Annotated in this window: 16 protein-coding genes; 8 read left to right on the forward strand and 8 right to left on the reverse strand. The window is 49.2% G+C overall.

Translation table 11 applies throughout. The annotated features are described in order from the left end of the window. Window positions 1–112: 112 nt before the first annotated feature. From QZZ36_RS08600 to QZZ36_RS08625, 6 genes are all read right to left on the reverse strand, one after another. The gene (locus QZZ36_RS08600) at window positions 113–1,660 is read right to left on the reverse strand and encodes a glycoside hydrolase family 3 protein (RefSeq protein WP_295080019.1); all 1,548 of its coding nucleotides are present in this window, start codon (window positions 1,658–1,660) and stop codon (window positions 113–115) included. Window positions 1,661–1,923: 263 nt separating this feature from the next. Then, window positions 1,924–3,300 (reverse strand): DNA repair protein RadA, encoded by a 1,377-nt coding sequence (gene radA, locus QZZ36_RS08605; RefSeq protein ID WP_295080022.1) that lies wholly within the window; start codon window positions 3,298–3,300, stop codon window positions 1,924–1,926. Between the two features lie 11 nt (window positions 3,301–3,311). Then, window positions 3,312–4,367 carry a hypothetical protein gene (locus QZZ36_RS08610; RefSeq protein WP_295080025.1) on the reverse strand — a complete coding sequence of 352 codons (1,056 nt, stop codon included), beginning with the start codon at window positions 4,365–4,367 and terminating at the stop codon, window positions 3,312–3,314. Between the two features lie 182 nt (window positions 4,368–4,549). After that, the gene (locus QZZ36_RS08615; protein ID WP_295080030.1) at window positions 4,550–4,909 is read right to left on the reverse strand and encodes a hypothetical protein; all 360 of its coding nucleotides are present in this window, start codon (window positions 4,907–4,909) and stop codon (window positions 4,550–4,552) included. A gap of 122 nt (window positions 4,910–5,031) precedes the next feature. Next, window positions 5,032–9,333, reverse strand: a complete 4,302-nt coding sequence (locus QZZ36_RS08620) for a glycoside hydrolase family 2 TIM barrel-domain containing protein (protein WP_295080033.1) — start codon at window positions 9,331–9,333, stop codon at window positions 5,032–5,034. A gap of 275 nt (window positions 9,334–9,608) precedes the next feature. Continuing rightward, window positions 9,609–10,304 carry a GTP pyrophosphokinase family protein gene (locus QZZ36_RS08625; RefSeq protein WP_295080036.1) on the reverse strand — a complete coding sequence of 232 codons (696 nt, stop codon included), beginning with the start codon at window positions 10,302–10,304 and terminating at the stop codon, window positions 9,609–9,611. Between the two features lie 143 nt (window positions 10,305–10,447). Between QZZ36_RS08625 and QZZ36_RS08630 the strand changes: the two genes are divergently transcribed. The 6 genes from QZZ36_RS08630 to QZZ36_RS08655 all read left to right on the forward strand — a co-directional run bounded on the left by QZZ36_RS08630 (window position 10,448) and on the right by QZZ36_RS08655 (window position 17,540). Next, window positions 10,448–11,083 carry a GyrI-like domain-containing protein gene (locus QZZ36_RS08630; RefSeq protein WP_295080039.1) on the forward strand — a complete coding sequence of 212 codons (636 nt, stop codon included), beginning with the start codon at window positions 10,448–10,450 and terminating at the stop codon, window positions 11,081–11,083. An 11-nt stretch (window positions 11,084–11,094) separates the two neighbouring features. Further along, entirely contained in the window at window positions 11,095–11,868 is a 774-nt protein-coding gene (locus tag QZZ36_RS08635; RefSeq protein WP_295080043.1) for a PhzF family phenazine biosynthesis protein, read from the forward strand. Between the two features lie 76 nt (window positions 11,869–11,944). Next, a complete protein-coding gene (locus tag QZZ36_RS08640) occupies window positions 11,945–12,808 on the forward strand; it encodes an AraC family transcriptional regulator (protein ID WP_295080046.1) in 864 nt (287 codons plus the stop codon). A gap of 113 nt (window positions 12,809–12,921) precedes the next feature. Further along, complete coding sequence (locus tag QZZ36_RS08645; protein WP_295080049.1) at window positions 12,922–13,653, forward strand: MerR family transcriptional regulator; 732 nt, start codon at window positions 12,922–12,924, stop codon at window positions 13,651–13,653. Window positions 13,654–13,889: 236 nt separating this feature from the next. Further along, window positions 13,890–16,640, forward strand: a complete 2,751-nt coding sequence (locus QZZ36_RS08650; protein WP_295080051.1) for a dockerin type I domain-containing protein — start codon at window positions 13,890–13,892, stop codon at window positions 16,638–16,640. A 108-nt stretch (window positions 16,641–16,748) separates the two neighbouring features. Next, window positions 16,749–17,540 carry a class I SAM-dependent methyltransferase gene (locus tag QZZ36_RS08655; RefSeq protein WP_295080054.1) on the forward strand — a complete coding sequence of 264 codons (792 nt, stop codon included), beginning with the start codon at window positions 16,749–16,751 and terminating at the stop codon, window positions 17,538–17,540. A 211-nt stretch (window positions 17,541–17,751) separates the two neighbouring features. On the opposite strand, the gene uvrA is transcribed toward QZZ36_RS08655, so the two are convergent. Further along, entirely contained in the window at window positions 17,752–20,577 is a 2,826-nt protein-coding gene (gene uvrA, locus QZZ36_RS08660) for an excinuclease ABC subunit UvrA (RefSeq protein ID WP_295080057.1), read from the reverse strand. A 165-nt stretch (window positions 20,578–20,742) separates the two neighbouring features. On the opposite strand from uvrA, the gene QZZ36_RS08665 reads away from it, so the two are divergent. After that, window positions 20,743–21,207 (forward strand): GNAT family N-acetyltransferase, encoded by a 465-nt coding sequence (locus QZZ36_RS08665; protein WP_295080060.1) that lies wholly within the window; start codon window positions 20,743–20,745, stop codon window positions 21,205–21,207. Continuing rightward, window positions 21,204–22,070 (forward strand): NAD-dependent epimerase/dehydratase family protein, encoded by an 867-nt coding sequence (locus tag QZZ36_RS08670; RefSeq protein ID WP_295080064.1) that lies wholly within the window; start codon window positions 21,204–21,206, stop codon window positions 22,068–22,070. Before QZZ36_RS08665 ends, QZZ36_RS08670 begins: the two co-directional genes overlap by 4 nt. A gap of 51 nt (window positions 22,071–22,121) precedes the next feature. Here QZZ36_RS08670 and QZZ36_RS08675 read toward each other — a convergent pair whose 3' ends face one another. Beyond that, window positions 22,122–23,711 carry a DUF1653 domain-containing protein gene (locus tag QZZ36_RS08675; protein WP_295080067.1) on the reverse strand — a complete coding sequence of 530 codons (1,590 nt, stop codon included), beginning with the start codon at window positions 23,709–23,711 and terminating at the stop codon, window positions 22,122–22,124. Window positions 23,712–23,719: the final 8 nt, after the last annotated feature.

Consider the following 23,719-nt stretch of genomic DNA (forward strand, 5'->3'; position numbering starts at 1 on the left):
CTTATGGTATTATTATAACTTTATGCATTGAAAAATGATAGCAAAATATGGGGAATTATAGTAATCTGGTGATATAACAAGCCGCCTGTAAAACAGGCGGCTCTGATCGCGGTCATTCTGTTGTTTTACTTTTCAGCAGTCCGAGCTGTATTTTTTTCCTGAGTATTCGCATAACGCTTTCGTCTATGCGCTTCTCGGATATCTCTCCGCTGCGGACAGCCCTGCATACCTCGTCCACTGCCGACCTGTAGTCTACCGGCATGAGTATGATATCTATACCTGCCTTTATGGAGAGCTTTGCGGCTTCTCCTGAGCTATAGACCTTGGATATGGTATTCATCTGCTGGGAGTCGGTAATGGCTATACCCTCAAAGCCCAGCTCCTTGCGGAGCATTTCCGTAACGGCTTTGTATGAAAGGTCGCAGGGGAGCTCATCTCCGAAACCGGTGACTATCTGATGACCTACAAGCACAAAGTCAGCGCCTGCGTCGATTCCGTCTTTGAAGGGGATAAACTCTGTCTTGCGAAGCTCGTCCACTGTGCGGTCTATTACTACTGTCGAATTGGTATGTGTATTGCCGTTTTCTGCGCCAAGTCCGGGGAAGTGTTTAAGGGTAGCGCATACTCCCTCGTCCTGTAGCCCTTTTACTACACCGGAAGCCATATTCGCAACGATCTTCGGGTCGTCACTGAATATGCGGCTGCCGAGTTCATTAGCGCTGCATATATTCACATCTGCAACGGGAGCAAAGTCAACATTGAAGCCAAGCCCTTTAAGGTCTTTTCCGATCGTGCTGCCGATATTATATGCGGTCCTGCTGTCGTTCAGCACTCCGTAATGAGCCATGCTCTCGAATCTGGTCGTACCGAGCTTCTGCGCACAGCGAGCGACCTCTCCGCCCTCTTCGTCAACGGCGGTGAAAAGCCCTATACCGCAGGCTCCCTCAGCATATCCCTGTGTGGTGCTTATCATTTTTTTCATCTGCTCCTGTGAGGTCATATTCTTCGCAAAGTAAATGATACCTCCCACGGGATAATCCGCTATGGCTTTCTGAGTTCCGCTGCCAACTTCTGTCATGGGCGAAATGCCTGTGAGAGCTTCCGGCGTTACCATGAACATCTGACAAACCTTCTGTTCGAGAGTAAGACCGTCAAGAACCACCTTAGGGAGCAGACTTGCAGTTATCGTTGTAGTGGTCTGGGCAAGCGAGGTAACAATAGTAGTTGCTGTCAGGAGAGTAGTTGTAGTTACGAATGCGGTGGTGGAAGTTACTGCGTCTTCAAACGACAGCGCTTCAGTATTTACAGGCACATTTATGTCCTGTTCATCATTTTCGGGCTGAATTTCCGGAGCAGCCTCTGTCGGGAGCTGCTGTGCATATGTCACTTCCGCTGCCTTTTCCGTGCCCTGTGATTCCTGAGCGGCAGCAGCGGTACCGGTAGTTGCGGTATCTGCTTTAGCAGCGGTTAAGGATGTGACAGCTGCTGTTACGGTATTGCCTGATGTTATCAGTGTATGTATATCTGTTATTTCCGCTTCTGTGTCCTCAGCGGCAGAAGGCACGGTGACTTCGTTCTCATTCTGGGAAGAAGCACCGCCGCAGCCTGTGAGAATAATGCTCAGTGCGAGCAGAGCGGCAGAGTATTTTTTTATTATCAAGTTGTCATTCCTCCAGTTAAGGTTCTACATATTTCTGTGTGGTACTCATTTATGAGTACACTTTTTTTGTGGGGTAAATAATCTTTTTGGTGGTCGGGAATTGCCGGGCGTTTGAGTAATTGCCCGAAACTACAAATCCAAATTCTGTCAAGACCGCCATTTATGGCGCTTGTCTTGGCCTTGACCGAATTTGGATTTGTGGTATAATAAGCAATTGCGAACGCCGTATGTACAATAAACCACCAAAATATTTATATACTTTTTTATTTTATAACGGCGAATGCCTGTTTCAGCGTGCCGGCGGGGATTATCTCTATATCGTAATCACTGGGATCAATTGATGACATGGACTGCTTAGGTACGACACAGGTCCTGAAGCCCATGCGTTCAGCCTCGCGTATACGCTGGACTATATGTGACACGGAGCGTATCTCGCCGCCGAGTCCGATCTCGCCGAAGGCTACAAGTTCCTCATCTATCTGCTTGTCCATTATACCAGAGTACAGAGCCATTGCAACAGGCAGGTCGCCTGCCGGTTCGTCAAGTCTGAAACCGCCTACGATATTGAGGTAAACGTCGAGGGTACCCATGAATATGCCGAGGCGCTTTTCAAGGACTGCGATGATAATATTCAGCCTGTTGAAGTCGAAGCCTGTTACCATGCGGCGGGGTGCTGAATAGCTTGTCTTTGCCGCAAGAGCCTGCACTTCCGCAAGTATTGGCCTGCTGCCCTCCATAACGCAGGAAACGCAGGTACCCGATACATTATGGGGTCTGCCCGCGAGGAGCATCTGAGAGGGGTTGGAGACCTCGCGGAGCCCCTTGTCCATCATCTCAAAAACGCCTATCTCATTCGTCGAGCCGAAACGGTTCTTTACGGCGCGGAGAATACGGTAGCTCTGATGGCGTTCGCCCTCGAAATACAGCACTGCGTCAACTATATGTTCCATTACCTTAGGACCGGCTATAGCGCCGTCCTTATTGACGTGACCTACGATGATTATCGGTATTTCCTGATTCTTGGCAGTATGCATGAACAGATTCGTGCATTCCCTCACCTGGGTTATGCTTCCGGGACTTGAATTTATACGGCTTATGCTCATGGTCTGTATGGAATCTATAATAGCGATGTCAGGAGCGCTGGAAGCGATAGTCTGAGCGACAGCTTCCGCGTCGGTGGCTGTGAGTATGTACAGATTCTCGGTATCAACTCCGAGGCGCTTTGCGCGGAGCTTTATCTGTCTTGCGGATTCCTCGCCGGAGATATAGAGTACGGAATGTTCTTCGCCGAGAAACTGGCATATCTGAAGAAGTATCGTACTTTTTCCTATACCCGGCTCGCCGCCGAGAAGAACAAGAGAGCCTTTTACAAGGCCTCCTCCGAGGACTCTGTTCAGCTCTCCGGTACCTGTATCATAGCGGACGTCGCTGTCTGCTCCTATGTCCTCAAGCTCAAGTATGCTGTCGGAAAGGTCCGGAGCAGCTCCGGAAGAAATAACGGAGCGTGAACCGGCAGGAGCTGTGTCCGCGATATCCTCTTCAAAGCTGTTCCATGCACCGCATGAAGGACATTTGCCGTTCCATTTTGTGCTTTCGTAGCCGCATTGATTGCAGGTGTAGATATATTTTGATTTAGCCATTTTTTACCTCATCAGGAAAAGGCAAGGTCCACGTTGTTTTTATTGAGTTCGTATTTCCTTCCGCAGACCATTATACTGTCTGAAGGCTTGAAGCCGTTTACATCACCTTCTGCCAGTGACCAGCATCTGCGCTTTTCGCTGCCGGAATAGAATACCTCTTTGCTGATGTCGAAGCGTATGCAGCCGTCATAGTCATTGGAAACATTGAGAGTCTGTACGCCTTCTTCGTCAAGATAGAGTATCCTTGTTGCCTCTTCGTCATCTGTACCGGTAGATATCACTACCTCAGGCAGCCCGTTCATGTCAAGATCGGCTATCTCAAACGCTGCGTTCGGGTATGTACCGGTGTCTATATATTGGGAAACGCTTTCCCTGTATTTCAGTTTCTGGTCGCCTGTAAGCACCTTGCTCCAGCTTTCACTGCAGTGGATCGCGTAATTTATTGCGTCATCACCAAAAGTGTACTTTCTGCCGAGCTTGTAGGACTGTTCATTCTGATAAGCCGCTACAGTCTCCTCATATTCGGCAAGTGAAACGCTGTTTCCGTTTATCTCGTATCTTATAGCAGCTCCGGCAGAGGCGCTTCCGACGTTGGTGTAGTAGCTGACCTCGGAATTGTAGAAGCCCTCGGAAAATTTCTGGTATTCGCCTACTGTAAAGCCGTCGCCTTCATAGTGGTAGCCTATGAAGAGTATTGACGGTATGAAATCAAATTCGCCGCAGGCTCCGCATGAGGTGAGTATATCAACTGAAGAACCGAGAGCAAAATATATGTCGCAGCGTGTTGATGAGTCCGATGACGGCGAGATTATAAGCTCTGGGATATTGTCGTTTGTGATGTCCCTGAGATCGAATCTTGAGTCCTCAGAGTATTTGTCTGATTTTTTGAACTCGCTGAGCTGTTTCTCATATGCTTCCTGCCAGTCAAAAGTAACGCTTTCAGGCGCTGCGTTGAACGCAAGGGGATCTATTTGCGAGTTCAGGACGTTCTCTGTTTTCGAGCAGCCTGCCGTGCCTGCAAGAATTGAAGCCGCCATGAGTATGTATGCCGATCTGTGAATTTTCAATGCTGTTTCCTCCCAATATATATACGTATATTTATTATACCACTTTTGACGAAATGTGTCAATTGATATTATCCTGTGGAGAAAAGAAAAAAATGTTTGTCTGCAGAAGGGATTTTCGTTGAAAAATCACGTTTTCAGGAGGGCTGCATGACAGAATGTCTGTATCAGAACAGCAGCGGAGATTATGGCTGTACTTTCAGCTCCCAGTAGTACTTCCTTGCTGATTGGGGAAAATCGTCCATAACGCCGTGTTCGGGATCATAGAATGTGCCGTCACAGTAAAGCGACCAGTGCCAGCAGCGTGGAGTTTCAAGGCTCAGCAGTGCCAGCGGAGGCAGTTCTTCCCTGTGCTGCACCTGTCTGCGCTCGTCCGAGACAAAAACTCCGTGAGCACGGAAGGTCTGTTTCATCTCCCTCAGATCAGTTTCGCGGTCATTTCCGAGTAGACTGCATATATACTCCGGAGTCTTTCCGAGAACCATAGCCAGTACAGCCTGTCCGCACTGCAGGTCGGTAGGCTCGTGAATGTAATTAATGTCCAAATTATCACCTCCGGAATATTGTAGCATATAAACACGTCTGTGTAAAGCGTGAGAATGAAAAAATAAGCTCCGGGGCAGTGCCTCGGAGCTGTATCTGTATGAAGTTATGCGGCTTTCTGCGGTCACGGAGCAAGAGACTTTATCTTGCCGAGGAGGTATTCCTGTATGCGCAGAGCGTCATTTGAGGTTATGCCCTTTACGGAGAGGTCAACGTCGCCGTTGAGCTGTCCCTGCTCTGTGATATGGTTTTTGTCAGTGCCGTCAACGCCGTATTTGTTCGGATTGGCAAGGCTTTGCATTATGAGGACCGCGTCTGACATATCAACTCCGCCGTCGCAGTTTGCGTCGCCGTATAATATTCCGGGATCCGTGATATCCTCCGGAGCATCCGCAATATTGTCAAAGTCCAGCCAGAGCTGTACGTATTCGCTGTCGGGGGCATATTTGGGCGAGGAGGTGTTCTGTGAAGCAAGCTCTGAAGCGGTGAGCGCTTTGCTGTATACTCTCATTTCGTAGAAGTTTGCCTGAGAGTTCCTTCCCGTGTCGGGGCAGGCGCCGAGAGTGAGATTATAGTCCGAATGTGCCACGCCGGCTGTTGTGCCTGCCGACTTTTCTGCGACCATCTTGCCGTCAGCGTACAGCCGCAGCATATTGTTATCAGCATCGTATATTCCGGCGATCTGATGCATTTTTCCTATCCAGCCGGAAGCTGCGCTGACGTCCGTTTCGTAGTAAAGACTGCGCCATTCTCCGCCTGCGTATACGAAGAAATCAATAGTTCCCGTCTCTGTTCTCAGACCGAATGCGTAATCGCCCTTTCCTGCGAGCATATTGTACTGCTGTACGCCTGTCGGTACGACGTTTACTTCCACAGTAAATGAATTGCTGCCCTCCAGTGCGGAGTCGAGCCTGCTGTTGTGAGGTATGCTCACTGAGCCTGATATATAGTTTCCGTCGTCACTATGTCCGAGCTTTGCGCCTGACGATACAGGAACCGTGATAGCGTTACTGCTCTTATCCTGTACGACAGCTCCGTCGGAACGGATCTTAGCGCAGATAGTGGTCATTTCCTGACCTGTGCTTGCAGATGGAACGGGCACTATGGTATATTTCCAGTTATACTGTCTTCCTGATGAGAGACGGTATTTTTCAAGAGTAGCCTGACCGCAGGTAGCGCTTCCGGTACCCATTGAGCCGTAGTCAACGCTGAGAATGGTCTCCTTTCTCGGACTGAGCTTATAAGGGTGATCCGCGTTCTGGAGATCTTCGGGAGTAAAGTGGAGAGCGCTTGCTTCCACTGTGCCCTCTGCTGATATGAGCAGACTCATGTTCTTGCTTTCGTTCTGTACCGCTATCCATTTGACATCTGTGAGATTTCCGCAGTCGTCAGCCTTCATGTAGGGATAGAACATATCGGATACGGTACTCTCCCATACGCCCTTTCTGCCGTTTGTCTTGCGGTCGTTGAAGGTCTCAGCGGGACCGTTTCCGTACCAGCTGAGCTTTTCGGCACCTTCAGGGAGCTTCATAATTGAACCAACGCGGATAAAGTTGCCGAGACCTGCCTTTGTTGCGTCAACATTGAATTCAATATCAACGCTTCCGTCGCAGTGTACGGTATATGATATATCGACCTTTGTATTGCCCGCATTCGGTAGAGAAAGGTGAGAGACGAGCATTTTCTCGCCGCCGCCAATGTCACTGACGTCTATGCCGTCACAGACTGCGCCTTTCATTGCGTCGCGCCACTTGTCGTCGAATTCTCCTTTTGCTGCCCAGCCGGTATCGTTCTCCACGTTGCCGCGCCAGAAGTTGGGAGAGGGTCCTTCCGCGATTAGAGTATCGCCTCTGTAAGAGTAGCTTTTCAGCAGACCTGTAGATTTCTCTATCATGAAGTTGAAATACTTATTTGTGGGAACGAATGAATCCGGTGTCTCGACGATCGTGACAGCGTCGCTGCCTCTGTCATACCTTGCGGCAGTTCCGTTAGCGGAAAGAGCTATCTGTCCGTATGATATCTCTGTGCCTTTGGGGAGAAGGTCTGTGCCGTTCTTTACCTTTACAGACATATCGAGATAATACTCATCACCTGCGAGAGACTTTGCCGGTAACTCAAACGGAACTTTCAGAGTTCCTTTTGTGAGCGGTGCGACATCAGCGTTCTCAACGGTTCCGCTGTTTATGGCGATACCGTTTTTCAGCAGGGTCCAGGTCACGTCAAAGTCGTTTATATTCAGGAAATTGTTCTCGTTGTATACCGATACCTCCTGCTTGCCGAGCTGAACGGAGTCAGCTGAGAACCAGAAGCTCTGATACTGGTACTTTACCTCCGCAAGCTCAGGCTGAGGGGTCCTGTCAGGGCTGATAAGTCCATTTTCACAGAAGCTGTTGTCATTGGGCCAGTCGCCCCAGTCGCCGCCGTAGCCGTAGTAGTTACCCTTGGCTTCTTCGGAATACAGGTTGGTCTTTGCATATGGCTCGGAGTAGTAATCCCAGCCGCCGTCTGGCAGTTTAACGGCTCTTGACTGGTCGACCCAGTCCCAGATGAAGCCGCCCAGCATATTGTCAGCGCTTCTTATTACGTCCCAGTATTCCTTGAGAGCGCCTACAGAGTTGCCCATAGCGTGGTCGTATTCGCACATGACATAGGGCATTTTGCCGTTGCCGGCGTTGTTACCGATAACATCTGAGCCGGGATACATATTGCTGCCCATATCAACGCCCATGCCAAAGCCCTGTCCTTCACTGTGAACGGGACGTGTGCCGTCGTTCTTTTTGAAATACCATATCATATCCCTGAACATACCGCCTGCGTCGCTTGCGTTTCCTGTGTAGCCCATTTCATTTCCGATGGACCATGCAACGATGGAAGGATTGTTCTTCAGGCGCTTGTAGGCTGTTTCTGTTCTGTCCATAGCCAGTTCATAGAACAGTGCCTTTGTATTATTGTTCGTTCCGTCCTGCAGGGCGTGGCACTCCATATTCGTCTCGCCCATAACGTACATACCGTACTTGTTGCAGAGCCAGTAAAGGTATGAGTCGTTGCTGTAGTGAGAAGTTCTTATGGCGTTTACGTTATTCTGTTTCATGAGTGTAACGTCCTCACGCATAGTCTCCTGAGGTATGGCTTTGCCATTGAAAGGGTCAGTATCGTGGCGGTTGACGCCTTTGAGCAGGAGCCTCTTTCCGTTTATGGTTATGGGCTGCCAGTTCTTGGTGGTCACATTGTATGCCCAGTCCACTTCTGCGGGAGTGAAGCCTATTTCGCGGAAACCAAGCTGAGAGGAGAGTATCTCCTGCACATTGCCGCTGCTGTCCGTGAGCTTCAGGACGAGAGCGTAGATATTCGGAGTTTCGGCAGACCAGAGCTTGGGAGACCTTACATCGGTCCTGATGACAGCACTGCCGTCTCTGCCTGAAATAAGCTCGTCAAGCTTTACGGAAGCGCCGCTCAGTATGCTGCTGCCTGTTTCATCGTAGGCTTCGGCGGTCACGCTCCAGCCGTTCTTTGCATTGCCGGAGAGATTGCGGATATCCATTGATATCTCAAGGCTGGCATTCGTATATGAATCATCAAGGTCGGTGCGGACTGTGTAGTCACTGATCTGTACGTCGGGAGCGCTTACAAGGAAAACATCACGGAAGATGCCGCCGTCGTAGATCATATCCTGATCCTCGAACCATGTGCCGTCGCAGAATTTATGTACCTCTACGGCAAGAGTGTTCTCGCCGCCGGTGAGATAGTCTGTGACGTCAAAGCGGTGAGGACTGAATGTATCCTCGCTGTAGCCTACCGCCTGACCGTTTATATATACATAGTATGCGGACTCAACTCCGTCGAATTCTATGTATATCCGTCTGCCTGACTGGCGGAGAGAACTGTCAACAGTGAACTTCCTGCGGTAAAGACCGACGGGATTGTAATTTGTGGGAGCCTGGGGCGCGGGGACATTGCTGTCGTACTTTGCCTGCCAGGGTTCGTTTATATTTGTATAGATAGAGTAGTCGAAGCCCTGACAGGTCCAGCTCTTCGGCAGCTGCACGGTCTTCCAGCCCTGACCCGAAGAGGGCTGATAGTCGGATTTCAGGCAGCCGGCATTGATATGTGACTGAGCCTGCTGAGAGTTCTGGACTACCACTAAATCCCAGTCCTCGTTTGCGCCTGTGAGCATCTGCATATAGTCAGACTGTTCACGGGTATTGTAGTCCCATACTGCGTTTACTGCTGTTTCTGTATCCTGATAGGGGACAGGGTTGCATGAAGCGGATTCGCGGTTGACTGCGAAAACGTCTTCCGCGCCGTTTTTTCCTGTCCACTCATTTCCGGTGAATGATACGCCGGCGGCTGTGACTGACGCAGGAAACATTGTTCCTGCGGATGCGGCTGTCATTAGTGCGACAGCTGCTGAAACGATACGTTTCATAAGTAATTCCTCCTTTGGATTTTAATTCCCCCTGACGGAATCAGTTTCCGTCCATTCAATTTTTTGCAGTCCGCAACAGCATATTTGTTAATATTTCTTTGTTGATCATTTACATGAAAACGCTGTTGATAGTCTGCCATTATGTTTAATATAACATGAATGTTGTGAAATTGCAACTATTTTTTGAAGAAAAAAACGAAAAGGGTATGATAGTATCATTTTAAGACGGATTTTACCAAAAAAGCCCATTTTCATAACATGAAAATGGGCTTTGCTCAGTCATTCTCTATTATATTTTTGATATCCTGCATACGTATGTCCCACTCGGCGCTCTGGTCTGCGCATTTTTTCAGATCATCAGTGAGCATATCCAGCTTGTTCTGAGGGAGATCCTTCTTATAGCGGAGCTTGTGTTCAAGGCTCGCCCAGAAGTCCATAGCGATCGTGCGGAGCTGCACCTCGGCTTTCACAAGGCGCTTTTCGTTTTCAAGGAATATAGGAACTTCAACTATAAGATGCAGACTTCTGTAGCCGTTGGGCTTGGGATTCTCTATGTAATCCTTTTTCTCTATAAGGAAAATATCGTCCTGTTTCAGAAAACAATCCGCAAGACGGTAGATGTCCTGCACAAATGAGCATACTACTCTTATGCCTGCAATGTCTGAGATGTTCTCACCGATAGCTTCAAGATTCCGTGGTATGTTCCGTGAGATTATCTTGCGGTAAATACTGCCGTAGTTCTTTATCCTTGACTGTATGAACTCAATGGGATTGCTTTCGCCGTTTATGGAAAACTGCTCGTTCAGCACGCGGAATTTTGTCTCTATCTCCATTATGGCGCATTTATAGTATGTGAAAAACTCCTTCAGAGGTATCATGTTGTTTTCCACAGCCTGAAGGAACTCAGCCTCGGACATATCGGATTCTGCTATCTCATGAAGGGACAATATGGCGTTTTTGTTCTTGTCCATGTTATTTCCTCGCAAACGATTTGATGAATCCATTATAGCATTTATTGCAGAAAAGGTCAATCGCTTTCGTCACGTTTCTGCTGATTGACACGGGGACAGTTGTATGGTATACTTTTTTTACATTATTGAGAGGAGATTCGGCTATGGCGTTTGATTACAAGAAGGAATACAAGGAATACTACTTGCCAAAAAACAAACCTGAGATAGTGGATATACCGCCAATGAGCTTCATCGCAGTCAGAGGAAAGGGCGACCCGAATGAGGAGGGCGGCGAGTACAAGGAGGCTCTGGAGCTTCTCTACGGTATCGCCTACACCATAAAAATGAGCAGGAAGACCGACTATCGTATCGAGGGCTATTTCGACTATGTAGTTCCTCCTCTTGAGGGATTATGGGAGCAGAAGGGCAGAGTCGGTATCGACTACAGCCGCAAGAGCGACCTCGTGTGGACGGCTATGATAAGAGTTCCCGACTTTGTGACGAAGAAGGATTTCGAGTGGGCGGTCGCGCAGGCGGCTGAGAAGAAAAAGCGTGACTTTTCCAAAGTGGAGTTCATAACATATGAGGAGGGGCTCTGCGTTCAGTGTATGCATCTGGGACCGTATGACGACGAGCCTGCAACTGTGGCGCTTATGGACGACTTTGCCGCAGACAGCGGCTACGATACCGACATTACGGAAAAACGTCAGCACCATGAGATATACCTTTCAGACCCAAGAAAAACCGCTCCCGAAAAGCTGAAAACAGTTATCCGACACCCTGTGAAGAAACAAAGCTGAGAGGGGCAGAGATGAAACAGTATATAGTTGACGCCTTTACGGACAGGCTTTTCAGCGGCAATCCGGCGGCGGTCTGCGTTACGGACAGCTTTCCCGATGACAGGCTCATGCAGGATATAGCTGCGGAGAATAATCTTTCGGAAACAGCTTTTGCCGTAAAGAACGGGAATGGTTACAGGCTGCGCTGGTTCGCACCGAAGGGCGAAGTTGACTTCTGCGGACACGCCACTCTCGGTGCTGCATTTGTGATCTTCACCTTTTATGAGCAGGGCAGTGAAAGCATAGTTTTTGAAACAGCTAAGGGCAGCTTTACGGTAAAGCGCTCCGGTGAGCTTATAGAAATGGACTTTCCTGCTTACAGACCTGAACATATTGAGATAACCGACCGTATGATCGAAGCTCTTGGAGCTGTACCAATAGCGGCTTACCGTGACCGCGATATTATGTTTGTGCTTCGTGACGAGGACGAAGTGAGAACGCTTCAGCCTGATACTGAACTTCTTTCAAGGCTTGACGGTGCCTGTATAGCCGTGACCGCAAGAGGCAGGGAGCATGACTGCGTATCAAGGGTATTTGCTCCGAGATATGGTATAACCGAAGATCCCGTAACAGGCTCAGCGCACTGCATGATAGCGCCGTACTGGAGCAAAAGGCTGAACAAGAGCAGTATCACGGCATTTCAGGCTTCAAGCAGAACAGGCGTACTGCGCTGTGAGGTGATCGGCGAAAGAGTGAAGATATCCGGAAAAGCTGTATTGTTTTCGGCTGCCGATATAGTTGTCTGACACAAGAGCGCACAAATTGTCGGGACAGTGTACCGCCTTTATGATACAATGAGATCACACGAGAGGAGGAATGACAATGAACTGGACAGAGGGCATACAGAGTGCTATCGACTACATCGAGGACAATATCACCGAGGAGCTGGACTATAATGATATCGCAGCGCGCGCGGCTTGTTCGGCTTTCTACTTCCAGCGTATTTTCGGAGCGCTGTGCGGACTTACCTTAGGTGAGTATATCCGCAGCAGGAGACTGTCTCTTGCGGGAAATGATATTGTCTCAACAGATGAAAAGGTCATAGATATAGCCATGAAATACGGCTACAGCTCCCCTGACAGCTTCACCCGTGCCTTTACAGCTTTCCACGGCATAACGCCGACGGAAGCAAGACAAAGAAAAGCGGGACTCAGGTCATTTTCACGCCTCAGAGTGCAGATAATACTGAAAGGCGGTAATACAATGGAGTACAGGATAATTGAGAAAGAGGCGTTCACAGTTCTCGAAAAGGTGGAGCGCCATACAGTCGCGGGAGCGCAGAATCTGAACACCATTCCCGAATTCTGGAGCAGAGCGACCAAGGAGGGAGTGATAGATACTCTCCTTGGCTATGCGTCGGACAGGGAATACGTTTTGGGCACCTGCTACGGAAACGGACATACGGACAGTGAGGAATTCGACTATGGTATCGCGGTGCAGTGTGCTCCGGATACGGCAGCTCCCGATGGCTATCGTGTAAATACTATTCCTGCAAGGAAATGGGTAGTGGCTGAGTGCAGGGGGGCTATGCCCGACGCCATACAGAAGCTCTGGCATGAGCTGTGCGCGGAGTTCTTCCCTACATCGGGCTATAAGCCAACATATGAAATGGATATCGAGGCTTATCCTGACGGAGATATGACTTCTCCGGACTATAAGAGCCAGATATGGATACCCATTGAGTAAGCTGTACAAATCAGAAGCGGTTTTTTTGTGAGTTCCTACAATGATGAAAAATACTATTGACTCTCACGTTACGTCATGGTCTATACTGAGATCACACGAGAGGAGTGGATAACATGATGACGGTCAAGGAAGTCAGCGAGCTGACGGGAGTGAGTATACGCACTCTGCGGTATTACGACGAGATCGGGCTTCTGCCGCCTGCGGATCATACCGAGGGAGGTTACAGGCTGTATGACGATACAGCTCTGGAAAGGCTCCAGCAGATATTGCTTTTCCGCGAACTGGAGTTTCCGCTGAAGGATATAGTCAGCATAGTTAGCAGTCCGGATTTTGACCGGAAAAAGGCTCTGGAGCAGCAGATAGAGCTGCTGGAGCTGAAAAAGCAGCGGCTTGAATATCTTATCGCATTCGCTCGTGGAATAAAACTGATAGGAGTGAGAGCAGTGGATTTTTCTGCATTTGACAGATCTAAGCTTGATGAATACGCAAAAAGAGCAAAGGAACAGTGGGGGGATACTCCCGAATATAAAGAATTAAAGGAAAAGGAGCAAAGCCGTACTCCGGAGGAAGAGCAGGAGCTCATGGAGAGATTCATGGGGCTGTTCGCAGAGTTCGGAGAGCTGAAAAACGGCAGCCCCGAAAGCCCAGAAGCGCAGGCTATGGTGAAGAAGCTTCAGGGCTTCATAACCGAGCACCTCTACACCTGTACCGCTAAGATACTCTCAGGTCTTGGAAGAATGTACGCAGGAGGCGGAGAGATAGCTGAAAATATTGACAAGGCAGGCGGCAAGGGAACAGCGGAGTTCACAGCGGCTGCTATCGCAGCATACTGCTGTGACAAGTAATAATCATACTAAGGGACGGAGAAAAATTCTCCGTCCCTTTTTGCTGAAATGTGACTTATCGTGTCATAGTTTATTAAAATTTACTGCATTATTTTACATAACAAATGTTGATATGGACAAAAAAGTATGAAAAGTGATACAATTTAATATTGCAAAACTGTGAATGAGAGTGTATAATATAATGGATAAGGACTGACGTCCTGAAATCGTGAAAAAAACAGACAGGGGGAATTCCTATGAACCTAAAACTGAAAAAAATCGCGGCTGCTGCTGCCTCTCTCGCAGTTGCCGCAGGCTCGAACCTCAGCACGGGAGCTTCTTTTATCGCTGACGCAGCTTACGGAGTCGGAGGCAACGGCTCTGCGATAATGGAGTACCTCGACCGCGGCATTTACGCTATCAAGTCGGGTAACGGTATGTTCATCAGCTGGCGTTTCAACGCAAACGACGATGACAACGCCGAGTTCCAGCTCTTCCGCGATGACGCTCTCATCTACACCAGCAAGGCGGGCGAAGCCACCAACTACTGGGACGCAAGCGGAAATTCAAGCTCAAAGTACCGTGTCGATACAATTGTGAACGGCAATGTGGTAAGCTCTGATGGCTGCCGTAATACTTCGGGCACGAATTACTTCGACATACCTCTCGACGTTCCGAGAGGCGGAACTATCAACGGCGAGGCTTATACCTACTCGCCCAACGACTGCTGCGTGGGAGACGTTGACGGCGACGGACAGTACGAGATATTCGTAAAGTGGGATCCTTCAAACTCAAAGGACAACTCACAGACACACAATCCCGACAAGGGCATACAGGGCTTTACCGGAAACGTGTATATCGACTGCTATACCCTTACGGGAAAGAAGCTGTGGCGTATAGACATGGGAAAGAATATCCGCGCAGGTCAGCACTATACACAGCTCGCTGTGGCTGACTTCGACTGCGACGGAAAGGCGGAGCTTGTAACAAAGACCTGCGACGGCACTGTTGACGGTACGGGAAAGGTCATAGGCAACGGCAATGCCAACTATCTGGACAGTGCGGGTACGGTGCTTCAGGGACCTGAGTACATGACCCTCTTTGACGGCGCTACAGGCGCTGCTCTCGATACTATCGAGTTCCCGGTGCTCAGAGGCGACGCTACCAGCAATACCGCCAAGTCCACATGGGGCGACAACTACGGAAACCGCTGCGAGCGCTATAACTGTGCTGTGGTTTATCTTGACGGAGTTCATCCCTCTGTTGTTTACGGAAGAGGTTACTATACAAGGCTCACTCTTTCGGCTGTAGATGTAGTGAACGGCAAGCTGTCAAAGAAGTGGGTGTTCGATACGGGATTCGATTCGAGCAATCCTGCTTACGGAAACGGCAACCACAACGTAATGGTGGCTGACTTCGACAACGACGGCAGACAGGAGGTCTGCATGGGAGCCTGTGTTATCGACGATAACGGCAGACTGCTGTGGTCCACGGGAAAGGGACACGGCGACGCTATGCACGTGGGCGACCTTGATCCAAACCGTGAGGGAATAGAAGTCTTTCTCTGCCATGAATCGGGAAATTACGGAGTTTCTCTCGTTGACGGCAAAAACGGTCAGATAATCTGGCATTACGACGGCGACAAGGATACCGGACGCTGCTGCGCGGACAATATAATATCCGGCAACAGAGGTGCTGAGTTCTGGGGGTCAAGACCTGCGTATAATGTTTATGATGTTTCAGGCAAGCAGATAGGAAGCAAGCAGCCTTCCACGAACTTCCTTATCTACTGGGACGGCGACTTAGAGCGTGAGCTCCTTGATGATATCAATATCACAAAGGCAACGGGTATTGACCAGTATCAGAATATATTTACAGCCACAGGCTGTGCTTCAAACAACGGTACAAAGGCTGTTCCCTGTCTTACGGCGGATATACTCGGCGACTGGCGCGAGGAGCTCGTCCTCAGGACGGAGGATAACTCAAAGCTGCGTATCTGCTGCACAAATACGGAGACAAAGTACAGGATAACGACTCTCATGCACGATATGCAGTACCGTATGCAGGTATGCTGTGAGCAGTCCTCATACAATCAGCCGCCTCACCCCAGCTTCTACCTCGGCACAGAGGCTCAGCTCCCCGCAAGACCTGACGTAAAGCTCAACAATGCTCCTCCGGAGCCGGTGAACGGCAGACTGGTAAAGAATCTTCTCGTTAAGGACTACAGCAATTCAGGCTCCTGGAAGCTCATGGAGTCCAACAGGACGGGCGGTCTCATATACGGTGACAGGGACTTTACATATACTTCTCTTCCCTCAGAGCTTGAAAACTGCGAGTACATTATGACTGCCTGCAGCTCAAAGAATACGGACAGCGACCTTGCGGAGTTCACTACCGGCGAAAGGACGGAGGTATACGTTCTTGTTGATACAAGGGAGGAGGAAGCAAATTCAGTTCCCTCATGGCTGAGCAGCTACACAAGAACGGAGCTTAATGCTCAGACAAGCAACGGCGTTACATTCGCTGTATACAAAAAGGAGTTCGAGGCTGGTCAGAAGGTAGTTCTCGGTACCAACGGCATGACAGGAAACGTTATCAATTACACTGTTTTTGTAAAGGAGCCGGAGATAGTCACAACGACTACTACGACAACAACAACTACAACGACAACTACGACCACGACTACCACTTCGGAAACGACAACAACGACTACAACTACAGAGCCGATAACCTCCACTACTACATCTGACGAACTCACTGTAACGGTATGGGGCGATGTGAACTGCGACGGTGAAGTTGATATGTCGGACGCTGTACTCATTATGCAGAGCCTTGCAAACCCGAATAAATACGGCGTTAACGGCTCCGACGAAAAGCACGTTTCCGCTCAGGGACTTGCCAACGGCGATGTAGACGTCAGCAGTAAGGGTATCACGGCTAACGACGCTCTGCGCATACAGGAATATCTGCTCCACAAGTTCGCAAGTCTTGATCCTTTTGCAGAGTAATACCAATATATATGATTTAAAGCTGCACAGAAATGTGCAGCTTTTCTGCTTGACAACGAGCGGCAGAAATGTTATCATATATTATATTTTAGAAGGGAGAAGAAGGAAATGGATATAGTTAATAAGGATATCGACGGCGGAAAAGCCTTCGACTGGGGAAGGACCTCCGAGAATTACGCAAAGTACAGAGATATTTATCCCCAGGAGTTCTATGAGGCTCTTGTCAGCCGGGGCCTGTGTATAAAGGGACAGTCGGTCCTTGACCTCGGAACAGGTACGGGAGTTATACCGAGAAATATGTACCGCTTCGGGTCTGAGTGGACGGGAAGCGACATTTCGGAAAATCAGATAGAGCAGGCAAAGCTCCTTGCGGAGAAGGGCGGAATGGATATTGATTTCTTTGCCTCTCCGGCGGAGGATATAGACCTTCCGGGCAGCAGCTTTGATATAGTCACAGCCTGTCAGTGCTTCTGGTACTTTGATTACAAGAGGCTTGTACCTAAGCTGTGTGAGCTCTTGAAGGAAAACGGCAGACTTGTTGTAATGCAGATGGCGTGGCTGCCCTTTGAGGATAAGATAGCAGGAAAAAGCGAGGAGCTTGTACTGAAATACAATCCGAAATGGACAGGGGGCGGCTGGACGAGACAGTCCGTATCCATAGACGAAGAGGTGCTGAGAGCCTTTGAGATAACCGAGCGTGTGGAGTTCGACGTGAATGTGCATTTTACCCGTGACAGCTGGAACGGCAGAATGAAAGCCTGCCGCGGTATTGAGGCTTCACTTAGCAAGGAGGATACCGAAGCGTGGGAGAAGGAGCATAAAGCTCTCCTTAACAGCATAGCTCCGGAGGAGTTCGATGTGCTCCATTATGTCGCTATGGCGATACTGAAAAAGAAGTAAAAAAAGAGGTCTTAAAGACCTCTTTTTCTATTTCAGATATTTGGATATTTAATTTTTGGGCGGTTATGGCGTTCGCAATTGCTGATTATATCACAAAACCAAATCCGGTCAAGACTAAAACAAGCGCCATAAATGGCGGTCTTGACAGAATTTGTGTTTGTGATGCAGTGCAATTACGCAAACGCCCGGCGTCTGACGACCACCTGAAATGTTATTTATCCAGATATTTTTTCAGATACTGTCCCGTGTAGGAATTCTTGCACTGAGCCACTTCTTCTGGAGTACCCTGTGCAACAACTGTTCCGCCGCCGTCGCCGCCCTCTGGACCGAGGTCGATGATATGGTCGGCGACCTTTATCACGTTGAGATTGTGTTCAATAACAAGAACTGTGTTTCCCTGATCGGTAAGCCGCTGAAGTACGTCTATGAGCTTGTGTACATCGGCTGTGTGAAGTCCGGTGGTAGGCTCGTCGAGTATATATATAGTGCTTCCCGTAGAACGCTTGGAAAGCTCGGTGGAGAGCTTTACACGCTGAGCCTCGCCGCCTGAGAGAGTAGTCGCCGGCTGACCTATCTTGATGTAGCCGAGACCGACCTCCTGCAAGGTTTTCAGCTTCTTGGCGATCTTAGGGATATGCTCGAAGAACTCCACACCCTCGTCAACTGTCATTTCAAGCACGTCGTATATTGACTTGCCCTTGTAGTGTATCTCAAGGGTCTCACGGTTGTAGCGTCTGCCCTTGCAGACCTCGCAGGGAACATATATATCCGGAAGAAAGTGCATTTCTATCTTGATTATGCCGTCACCCTCACAGGCTTCACAGCGTCCGCCCTTGACGTTGAAGGAGAATCTTCCGCTGCTGTAGCCGTGAGCCTTCGCGTCGGGAGTTTTTGCGAACAGGTCGCGTATATCGGTGAATACTCCCGTATATGTGGCAGGATTCGACCTTGGAGTGCGTCCGATAGGGGACTGGTCTATGCAAATGACCTTGTCGAGATATTCAAGACCCTCCATAGAGGCGAATTCGCCGCATCTCGTCTTTGCGCGGTTCAGCTTTGCGGCAAGGTGCTTGTAGATTATCTCGTTGACGAGGGAGGACTTTCCGGAGCCTGAAACACCTGTGATGCACACAAGCTCGCCAAGCGGTATCCGCACGTCAATATTGCGGAGATTGTGCTCGGAGGCTCCGCGGACAGTAAGGAATTTTCCGTTTCCGCTCCTGCGTTGCTTTGGTATCTCTATCTTCTTTTTGCCGCTGAGATATTGTCCTGTTATTGAGGTCCTGCATTTGAGGAGCTTGTCCACAGTTCCCGAAAAGACCACCTCACCGCCGTGTATGCCTGCACCGGGACCTATATCGACTATATAGTCCGCGGCAAGCATAGTGTCGTCGTCATGCTCTACGACTATGAGAGTGTTTCCGAGGTCGCGGAGACGTTTCAGAGTGGCTATGAGCTTGTCGTTGTCACGCTGGTGAAGTCCTATGCTCGGCTCGTCCAGTATATACAGCACGCCCACAAGTGATGAGCCTATCTGGGTCGCAAGTCTGATACGCTGGCTCTCTCCTCCTGAGAGAGTGCCTGCGGCTCTTGAAAGGGTCAGGTAATCGAGACCTACGCTGCTGAGGAAGCCGAGGCGCTCCTTTATCTCCTTGATTATGCGCTCGCCTATATAGGAGTCATGTTCGGAGAGTTTCAGTCCGCTGAAGAAGCGGAGACATTCCTTTACTGAAAGGTCGGTTATCTCGCTTATATTCTTTCCGCCTACGGTAACTGCGAGGTACTCGTCACGGAGTCGTCTGCCTCTGCACGACGGGCAGTTGACCTCGCTCATATATTCCTCTATCTCGTTCCTTGACCACTCGCTGGAGGTCTCCTTATAGCGGCGTTCGAGGTTGTTTATAACGCCCTCGAAGGGGGAGCGGTAGCTGCCGCCGCCAAGAGATGCAGGACGTTTCAGTTCAAGAGTCTCATCTCCCGTACCATAGAGGAAGAGATTGAGCTGTTCCTTGCTTAGCTCCTTTACCGGAACATTTATGGGAACGCTGTATTTCTTTGATATCGCTTTGTAGTACATTGTAGCTACGGAAGTCTCGTCAAGACTGTTCCAGCCTGATGCGTTTATGGCGCCGTCCTCTATGGAGAGGTCTGTATTGGGTATCACCAGCTCCGGGTCGATATGGCGGAAAACTCCGAGACCTGTACACTTGGGGCAGGCTCCCACGGGATTGTTGAAGGAGAACATTACAGGTTCCAGCTCGCCTATACTTATGTTATGTTCGGGGCAGGCGTAATTCTGTGAGAAGAGTATCTCCTCGCCGTCTATAACGTCGGCAATGGCAAGTCCGCCTGAAAGGTCGAAAACAGTTTCAAGGCTGTCTGTGATACGTGATTCTATACCCTCTTTTATTACGATACGGTCAACGATTATCTCGATATTATGCTTCTTGTTCTTGTCAAGCTTTATCTCCTCCGCAAGCTCGTACATTATACCGTCGATACGAGCTCTTACAAAGCCTGAGCGCTTTGCGCCTTCCAGCTCCTTTGTGTACTGTCCCTTGCGGTTCCTTACTATGGGAGCAAGCAGCTGGAGCTTGGTGCCTGCTGGCAGAGCCATGAGGGTGTCCACCATCTGGTCTATGGTCTGCTGGGATATCTCCCTGCCGCAGACTGGACAGTGCGGTATGCCTATCCTTGCGTAGAGCAGTCTGAGATAATCGTATATTTCCGTTACAGTTCCAACGGTAGAGCGGGGGTTCTTGGAGGTGGTCTTCTGGTCTATGGATATAGCAGGGGAAAGTCCCTCTATGCTGTCAACGTCGGGCTTTTCCATTTGTCCCAGGAACATTCTCGCGTAGGAGGAAAGGCTTTCCACATAGCGGCGCTGACCGTCAGCGTATATGGTGTCAAAGGCAAGTGATGACTTGCCTGAGCCGGACAGTCCGGTCATAACGATAAGGCGGTCACGGGGGAGCTCAAGGTCTATATTTTTGAGGTTGTTTTCTCTTGCGCCCTTTATGATGATTTTATCGGTCATAAAAACTCCTTCTTGATGTTGCAAAGTATAATATGGCAGACAGCTTCTGATAAAGCTGCCGGCTGCACAATCAAATACATTATATCACGCCGCGGCTGCAATTTCAAGACATTGACATATCTTTATTTTTGCCTTATAATACCATTTATGAAGGAGATGAACGCAATGGAGATAAGGAAGGCAGAAGAAACAGATGCAGCCCTGATAAAAGAGCTGACTCACAGAACTGTATCAGCAATTTATCCGCATTATTACCCTGATGGAGCTGTAAGGTTCTTCCTTGAACACCATTCTGAGGAAAAAATAATTCGTGAAATAAAAGCAGGGGAGGTCTACCTGCTCACAGATGATAAGGGTCAGCCTGCCGGTACAGTCACTGTTAACGGAAATGAGATAAACCGTCTCTTCGTACTGCCGGAGTTTCAGGGGAAAGGTTTCGGCGGAAGGCTCATAGCCTTTGCGGAGGAGCTTATAGCGGAAAACTACAGTGAAGCCGAGCTCAGCGCTTCGTTTCCTGCTAAAGCGATATATCTCAAAAAGGGCTACAGGGCTGTGGAGTTTCACAGCATACTCACTGAAAACGGTGATTATCTCTGCTATGACTACATGAAAAAGGAGCTCATGCCATGAATATACTTGTTGCAGGCGGCACTCGGTTTTTCGGTATACCAATGATACACAGGCTCATTGAGAGCGGTCATGCTGTGACAGTCGCAACACGTGGCAGGACTCCCGACGGCTTCGGCGATAAAATAAAAAGGCTATGCCTTGACAGGAACAATGAGGAAAGCATTGCCGACGCACTTGACGGAAGCAGCTTTGACGTGGTCATCGACAAGCTCGCATATTCATCGAATGACGTTCGCAGGCTCCTTGACCATGTAGAGTGCGGAAAATATGTCCTCGTGTCCTCGGCGGCTGTCTATGAGCATACCGGGTTATGTACTTCTGAGGACTGCTTTGAGCCGGCGGACTATCCGCTCAGGTGGTGTGAAAGGTCGGACTGCGGCTACGGCGAGGCAAAGCGTCAGGCTGAATGTGCTCTGGTACAGGCATATCCCGGACAGAAGTATACTGTAGTGCGCTATCCGGTCGTTGTGGGCAGGAACGACTACACAGGGCGGCTTCGTTTTTATGTGGAAAAAATACTTGCAGGCGAGCCGATGTATATTGACGATCCTGATTCGCGGATAAGCCTGATAGACGAGGCAGATGCCGGGGAGTTTATGGCATATGTCGCAGAGCGTGATATCAGCGGAGCTGTAAACGGCTGCTGCTGCGGCGATATATCTCCTGCGGAAATAGTACGGTATATCGAAAATAGGACCGGCAGAAAAGCTTTGCTGACCGGAAGTGGAGAGGCTGCTCCCTATAACGGCTATCCTGCCTTTGCTGTTCTTGATACTTCAAAGGCAAGATCGGCAGGATTTGTTTTTTGTGACGTTAAAGAAGCGGTATACAGAGCGATAGACAGCTATCTTGCAGAGCTTTGAAAGAAAAAGTGCCGATACGTAACGTATCGGCACTTATTTTACTCTTTACTGTCAGTCGATCTTTGTGAATCGCCTGACTTCACCTGCTTTCCCGATGAACATGGACTTAGGTCTTGCCCATACTTCGCCGTCCTTCAGCGATTTGTATATGACAAGCTCTTCCATTGTCTCGCTGTGGCGGGCAACAGCGATGAGTTCATACTCGTTTCCCTTGAAGTGACGGTATTTTCCTCCGACAACGACCTCTGTATCGTCATCAGGGATCACCTCTGTCTCTTCCGGCTCTGTGTTTACTATATCGTCAGCCACGATTATCATTGCTGTATAAGGACGCATACGGACATAAGCGGTGCCGTTGTCAACCTTCAGCGGTTCTGCTGTGAAAACGTCCACAAGTCCGCTCAGATGAGTATCAAAGCTGAGGTCGTACTCATAGTCCGCAAGATTGAGAGCAACGTATACTGTCTGATCTCCTTGTACCTTCCTGAACAGGAGCTGCTGATTGGTTATCTTTATCCTCTCGTAAGAGCCTGTCCTGAGAGCGGGATAAGAGCGGTATATACGTCCGAGCTTTACTATATGCTTATAGAGCGAAGTGTTTCCGTGCTCGGCAAGATCGTTGAGGTGCAGACACGGACGGAGGTTATCGTCAGAGTTGTTCTCCTTTCTGCCCTCGATGCCGTACTCGCTTCCGTAGTATATGGAAGGTATACCCGGCATGGTGTACATGAGTGTGTATACCAGCGGCAGATGAGCGTTATTATGGAGGGTGCTTGCAATACGGTTCACGTCGTGGTTGTCTATGAAGTTGTAGAGGGCTATATTGCGATATATGCCTCCGTTAGCGCCGGACTGGCGGTTTATTGAGTAATCTATCTCGAAGTAGTTTTTATCATTGTGTGAGGACCATAATCCCTTATAGCACTCATAGTTGGTAACGCTGTCGAGCATTTCGGGATTAGCCCATCTGTTGTAGTCGCCGTGGATTATCTCTCCCACCAGCCAGAAATCAGGTTTTTTGCCCTTGCAGAAGCTTCTTATCCTCTTGAAGAAGTCAAAATCTATGCAGTCTGCGGCGTCGAAGCGGATTCCGTCGATGTCGAAGGATTCTATCCAGTAATTTATGGCGTCGATTATATGGTCGCATACTCCGGGATTGCGGAGATTGAGCTTTACCAGGTTATAGTGACCGTTCCAGCCCTCGTACCAGAAAGGATCGCCGTATGGGCTGGGACCGCCGAAGTTGAGGTTCTGGAACCAGCCGCAGTATTCCGATGACTGACCTTTTTCCTGTACGTCCATGAACTGCGGGAATCTTCTGCCAACGTGGTTGAAAACGCCGTCAAGGATTATGCGTATACCGTTTTCATGCAGTCTGTCGCAAATGAAGCGGAAAGAGTTGTTATCTCCGAGACGGCGGTCTATCTGCTTGTAATCAATGGTATCGTAGCCGTGCTCAACGGACTCGAAAACAGGTCCGAAGTAAACAGCGTCCACATTCATTTCCCTGAGGTGAGGTATCCATTCAAGGACCTTGTCAAGTCGGTAGGTCACATCCTCTATCCCGTCGTTGAACTTGGGCGCGCCGCAGAATCCGAGGGGGTAGATGTGATAGATAATAGCATTATCGTACCAGTTCATAATAAAAA

This window comes from Ruminococcus sp. (assembly GCF_016287535.1).
GTDB lineage: Bacteria > Bacillota > Clostridia > Oscillospirales > Ruminococcaceae > Ruminococcus.

Excerpts from the sequence above, each read along its gene's own strand:
- radA (WP_295080022.1), bottom strand. The coding sequence starts at position 3,300 with ATGGCTAAATCAAAATATATCTACACCTGCAATCAATGCGGCTACGAA.
- QZZ36_RS08620 (WP_295080033.1), bottom strand. The coding sequence starts at position 9,333 with ATGAAACGTATCGTTTCAGCAGCTGTCGCACTAATGACAGCCGCATCC.
- QZZ36_RS08625 (WP_295080036.1), bottom strand. The coding sequence starts at position 10,304 with ATGGACAAGAACAAAAACGCCATATTGTCCCTTCATGAGATAGCAGAA.
- QZZ36_RS08630 (WP_295080039.1), top strand. The coding sequence starts at position 10,448 with ATGGCGTTTGATTACAAGAAGGAATACAAGGAATACTACTTGCCAAAA.
- QZZ36_RS08635 (WP_295080043.1), top strand. The coding sequence starts at position 11,095 with ATGAAACAGTATATAGTTGACGCCTTTACGGACAGGCTTTTCAGCGGC.
- QZZ36_RS08640 (WP_295080046.1), top strand. The coding sequence starts at position 11,945 with ATGAACTGGACAGAGGGCATACAGAGTGCTATCGACTACATCGAGGAC.
- QZZ36_RS08645 (WP_295080049.1), top strand. The coding sequence starts at position 12,922 with ATGATGACGGTCAAGGAAGTCAGCGAGCTGACGGGAGTGAGTATACGC.
- QZZ36_RS08650 (WP_295080051.1), top strand. The coding sequence starts at position 13,890 with ATGAACCTAAAACTGAAAAAAATCGCGGCTGCTGCTGCCTCTCTCGCA.
- QZZ36_RS08655 (WP_295080054.1), top strand. The coding sequence starts at position 16,749 with ATGGATATAGTTAATAAGGATATCGACGGCGGAAAAGCCTTCGACTGG.
- uvrA (WP_295080057.1), bottom strand. The coding sequence starts at position 20,577 with ATGACCGATAAAATCATCATAAAGGGCGCAAGAGAAAACAACCTCAAA.
- QZZ36_RS08665 (WP_295080060.1), top strand. The coding sequence starts at position 20,743 with ATGGAGATAAGGAAGGCAGAAGAAACAGATGCAGCCCTGATAAAAGAG.
- QZZ36_RS08670 (WP_295080064.1), top strand. The coding sequence starts at position 21,204 with ATGAATATACTTGTTGCAGGCGGCACTCGGTTTTTCGGTATACCAATG.
- QZZ36_RS08675 (WP_295080067.1), bottom strand. The coding sequence starts at position 23,711 with ATGAACTGGTACGATAATGCTATTATCTATCACATCTACCCCCTCGGA.